Origin of the sequence: Desulfitobacterium sp. (assembly GCF_034927245.1) — a bacterium.
In the GTDB taxonomy this organism is placed as follows: domain Bacteria; phylum Bacillota; class Desulfitobacteriia; order Desulfitobacteriales; family Desulfitobacteriaceae; genus Desulfitobacterium_A.
Genome location: NZ_JAYFQK010000035.1, coordinates 1 through 3281, shown reverse-complemented (window position 1 = coordinate 3281; position 3281 = coordinate 1). Strand labels below are relative to the sequence as shown.

At 45.3% G+C, this 3281-nt stretch carries 2 protein-coding genes, 2 rRNA genes and 1 pseudogene; all 5 read left to right on the top strand.

Annotated elements, in window-relative coordinates:
• Window positions 1-245, top strand: a 23S ribosomal RNA gene (locus tag VB077_RS08990); the annotation flags it as partial.
• Between the two features lie 225 nt (window positions 246-470).
• Window positions 471-587, top strand: a 5S ribosomal RNA gene (gene rrf, locus VB077_RS08985).
• Between the two features lie 1155 nt (window positions 588-1742).
• A complete protein-coding gene (locus tag VB077_RS08980; protein WP_323414890.1) occupies window positions 1743-1931 on the top strand; it encodes an ATP-binding protein in 189 nt (62 codons plus the stop codon).
• A 32-nt stretch (window positions 1932-1963) separates the two neighbouring features.
• Window positions 1964-3151: a dissimilatory-type sulfite reductase subunit alpha gene (gene dsrA / locus VB077_RS08975; protein ID WP_323414889.1), complete on the top strand. Its 1188-nt coding sequence runs from the start codon at window positions 1964-1966 to the stop codon at window positions 3149-3151.
• 23 nt (window positions 3152-3174) lie between these two features.
• Window positions 3175-3281 (top strand): annotated as a pseudogene (locus tag VB077_RS08970) (sulfite reductase, dissimilatory-type beta subunit); the annotation flags it as partial.

Genomic DNA, 3281 nt, shown 5'->3' with positions numbered 1-3281 from the left:
GTACGAGAGGACCGGGATGGACGGATCACTGGTGTACCAGTTGTCTCGCCAGAGGCACAGCTGGGTAGCTATATCCGGAGAGGATAAGCGCTGAAAGCATCTAAGCGCGAAGCCAACCTCGAGATGAGATTTCCCATAGCGAAAGCTAGTAAGACCCCTGAAAGAAGATCAGGTAGATAGGCCCGAAGTGGAAGCGCGGTGACGTGTGGAGCGGACGGGTACTAATCGGTCGAGGGCTTGACCTAATACGAGGTTCGAAGTTCGAAATTCGTGATTCGAAAGGATGACGGGAGAGAAAGGAGACCTCAGCCACGATGAAGGTAACTCTAACGGGGCTCAAACGAAGTTAGAGAGAATCGAAGAGACTTAATGGAGACAAAATCTGTGTAGTTTTGAGAGAACACTCTCAAAAACTAAAAAGAAGACTCAAGTTCGAATGTCGAATATCGATTCTCGAACAGCGAGTTGGATCTGGTGATAATGCCGGAGGGGTTCCACCCGTTCCCATCTCGAACACGGAAGTTAAGACCTCCAGGGCCGATGATACTTGGACTGAAGAGTCCCGGGAAAGTAGGTCATCGCCAGGTAGAACGAAGGGATCGTCTGTTAAAGACGGTCTCTTTGCTTTTTGCTGCGCAAAAACAGTTTAGCAATCCTTCGAAGTCGGTTCCACCCGTTCGATCCTGCGCCGGTAAGGAATCCTATGGGGCGTGCGGCTTGGTCGAAACAGTCCACCGGACTGTTTCGTATCTCGAACACGGAAGTTAAGACTCCAGGGCCGATACGAAAACCATCCAGTGAATGGTTTTCGGGGCAGGTGCCATGGCGATAGACGCATTCTAAGAGGCACTGCCTTACTTGGACTGCAGAGTCCTGGGAAAGTAGTATCCCCACGGCAGGAGTGTTCGTCAGAGGAGGCCGTGGGGCGAAAGGCTCATCCGCCTTTCGTATCGCCAGGTAAGAACGAAGGGATCGTCTGTTGAAGACGGTCTCTTCGTTCTTACCTGCGGGAAAACATCTTAGCAATCTTGAAATGATCTAGAATGAAAAGTCTATTCATGGTAATATGAGACATGTCCAGAGGCTGCGGAAATCTAATTCTTTACGATTGAAAAGTAAAATAAACCCTCGTGTGAAAGGTGGAAGCTATGATGAATTTATGGTATCTTTTCGCTGGTCTTGCTTTTGCAGGGGCAGGAATATATAAACTCGTATTAAATAATTTTTCAATAGGTATAACTTGGATAATCTTAGGAGTTCTATTTATACTTCTCGCGAAATCAGGCCATAAAAGAGTGGATAAAGACAAATAACATTTAAGAATAAGAATAAATATAAATGGGTTAAGATTTTAAATAGTTTTTAGACTCTTAGACGAGGATTTCAAAGGGGCTAAGGTAAAACACAAATTCAAGTTTACTGGAATTGTCCATAGCCTCATATAGCATAAAATTTTCCACTAAAAAGATATGTCCGTACCACATTTTTTTGACATGGTACGGACTATTTTTATTTTTCACAACAACATAGACATATTCGACAAGTAACCAGAAATTAACATATTAAGTAACCCTATTGTACCATAGTGTATTAATATTTGCACAAGAATCAAATAGGAGTAGAATATTAATATAGATATGTTCAAATGGGTACAAGAACAAACTTATTATTACAAATCAGTTTAATCATTCACATCATACTGGAGTTGCTAAAAATCGGGCATTTAAAGGAGGTGGTACAAAATGTTCATTGTGAGTATTGATCCTGATCAATGCTCCGGATGCAATGCGTGCGCAGAGGGGTGTCCTGCACACCTTCTCAAATTCAATGGCGAGAAGACAGAAGTTGTTGGTGATGAAACTGATTGCATGGGCTGTGAAAGTTGCATTACGGTATGCCCAACAGGTGCTGTATCCATTACGGAGATGTAAAATCTAAAATTTCAAAGGATGGAGGTTGTACCATGACTGAAAAGAAGACGCCACAACTAGACGAGTTGGAAAAAGGACAATGGCCTAGTTTTGTGACGGAAATTAAGAAAGCTGCTGTTAGGAACGAAGCATCGAAAGAATTGCTTCAACTCTTGGAAAGATCCTATGAGGATAAGAGAGGACACTGGAAACACGGTGGAATCGTGGGTGTAAAAGGTTACGGCGGCGGTGTTATCGGCCGTTACACCGATTTGCCTGAGGAATACCCACACTTGCAGGCTTTCCATACTGTCCGGGTCAACTCCCCTAGTGCTTGGTTTTATAATACTAAGACACTCCGTACGATCTGTGATATTTGGGAAAAACGCGGAAGCGGACTTATGAACTTCCACGGAGCCACCGGGGACGCCGTTTTGCTCGGAACTGTAACCGAAGAGTTACAACCCACTTTTGATGATTTAAGCGAAGCCGGCATGGACTTGGGCGGTTCGGGTTCTGACTTGAGATCTCCAAGCTGCTGCTGCGGTCCTGCGCGTTGCGAACATGCTTGCTATGATACCCTGGATGCTTGCTACAACATCACGAATGAATTCCAAGATGAGTTACACCGCCCGATGTGGCCTTATAAATCTAAAATTAAATTCTCCGGCTGCGCGAATGACTGTGTGGCAGCCATTGCTCGCTCCGACTTTGCGGTGATCGGAACCTGGCGTGACTCTTTACAGATTGATCCGGCCGAAGTCAAAGCCTATGCCGAAGCGGGAATGGATATTCAAGGCGAAGTCTGCGACCTTTGCCCGACCAAAGCGCTGAACTATGACGCTGAAAAGAAAGAATTGAGCGTTGTTCCCGAAGAGTGCTCACGCTGCATGCATTGTATCAATGAAATGCCGAAGGCCATCAAACCGGGTAAAGAAAAGGGCGCCTCCATCCTTATCGGCGGAAAATCAACGATTGTTCAATCCGCATTCATGGGCTGGGTTATCATTCCATTCATAAAAATGGAAGACGACTATACCGAGTTCAAAGACCTCCTCGGACGGATCTGGGAATGGTGGGATGAAAACGGTAAGACGCGTGAAAGAATTGGTGAAACCATCTATCGTATTGGTATGAGCAAATTCCTGGCTGCTGTTGATTTGCCGGCAGTACCGCAAATGGTTTATCGCCCACGGTCGAACCCTTATGTCTTCTGGCCGGAAGACGAGCTCAATAAATAGAACAACGGAGAGGTGGATTTAAGATGGCTAAAACAGATCAGGGACCTGTGTATTATAAAGATATGCTTCCCCCGGTGATTCTCGAAAACTACGGAAAATGGCGCTATCATGAGATCCCTAAGCCGGGTGT

What these genes read in the sequence shown, in the direction of transcription:
- VB077_RS08980 (WP_323414890.1), top strand. Translation starts at nt 1,743, where the DNA reads ATGTTCATTGTGAGTATTGATCCTGATCAATGCTCCGGATGCAATGCG.
- dsrA (WP_323414889.1), top strand. Translation starts at nt 1,964, where the DNA reads ATGACTGAAAAGAAGACGCCACAACTAGACGAGTTGGAAAAAGGACAA.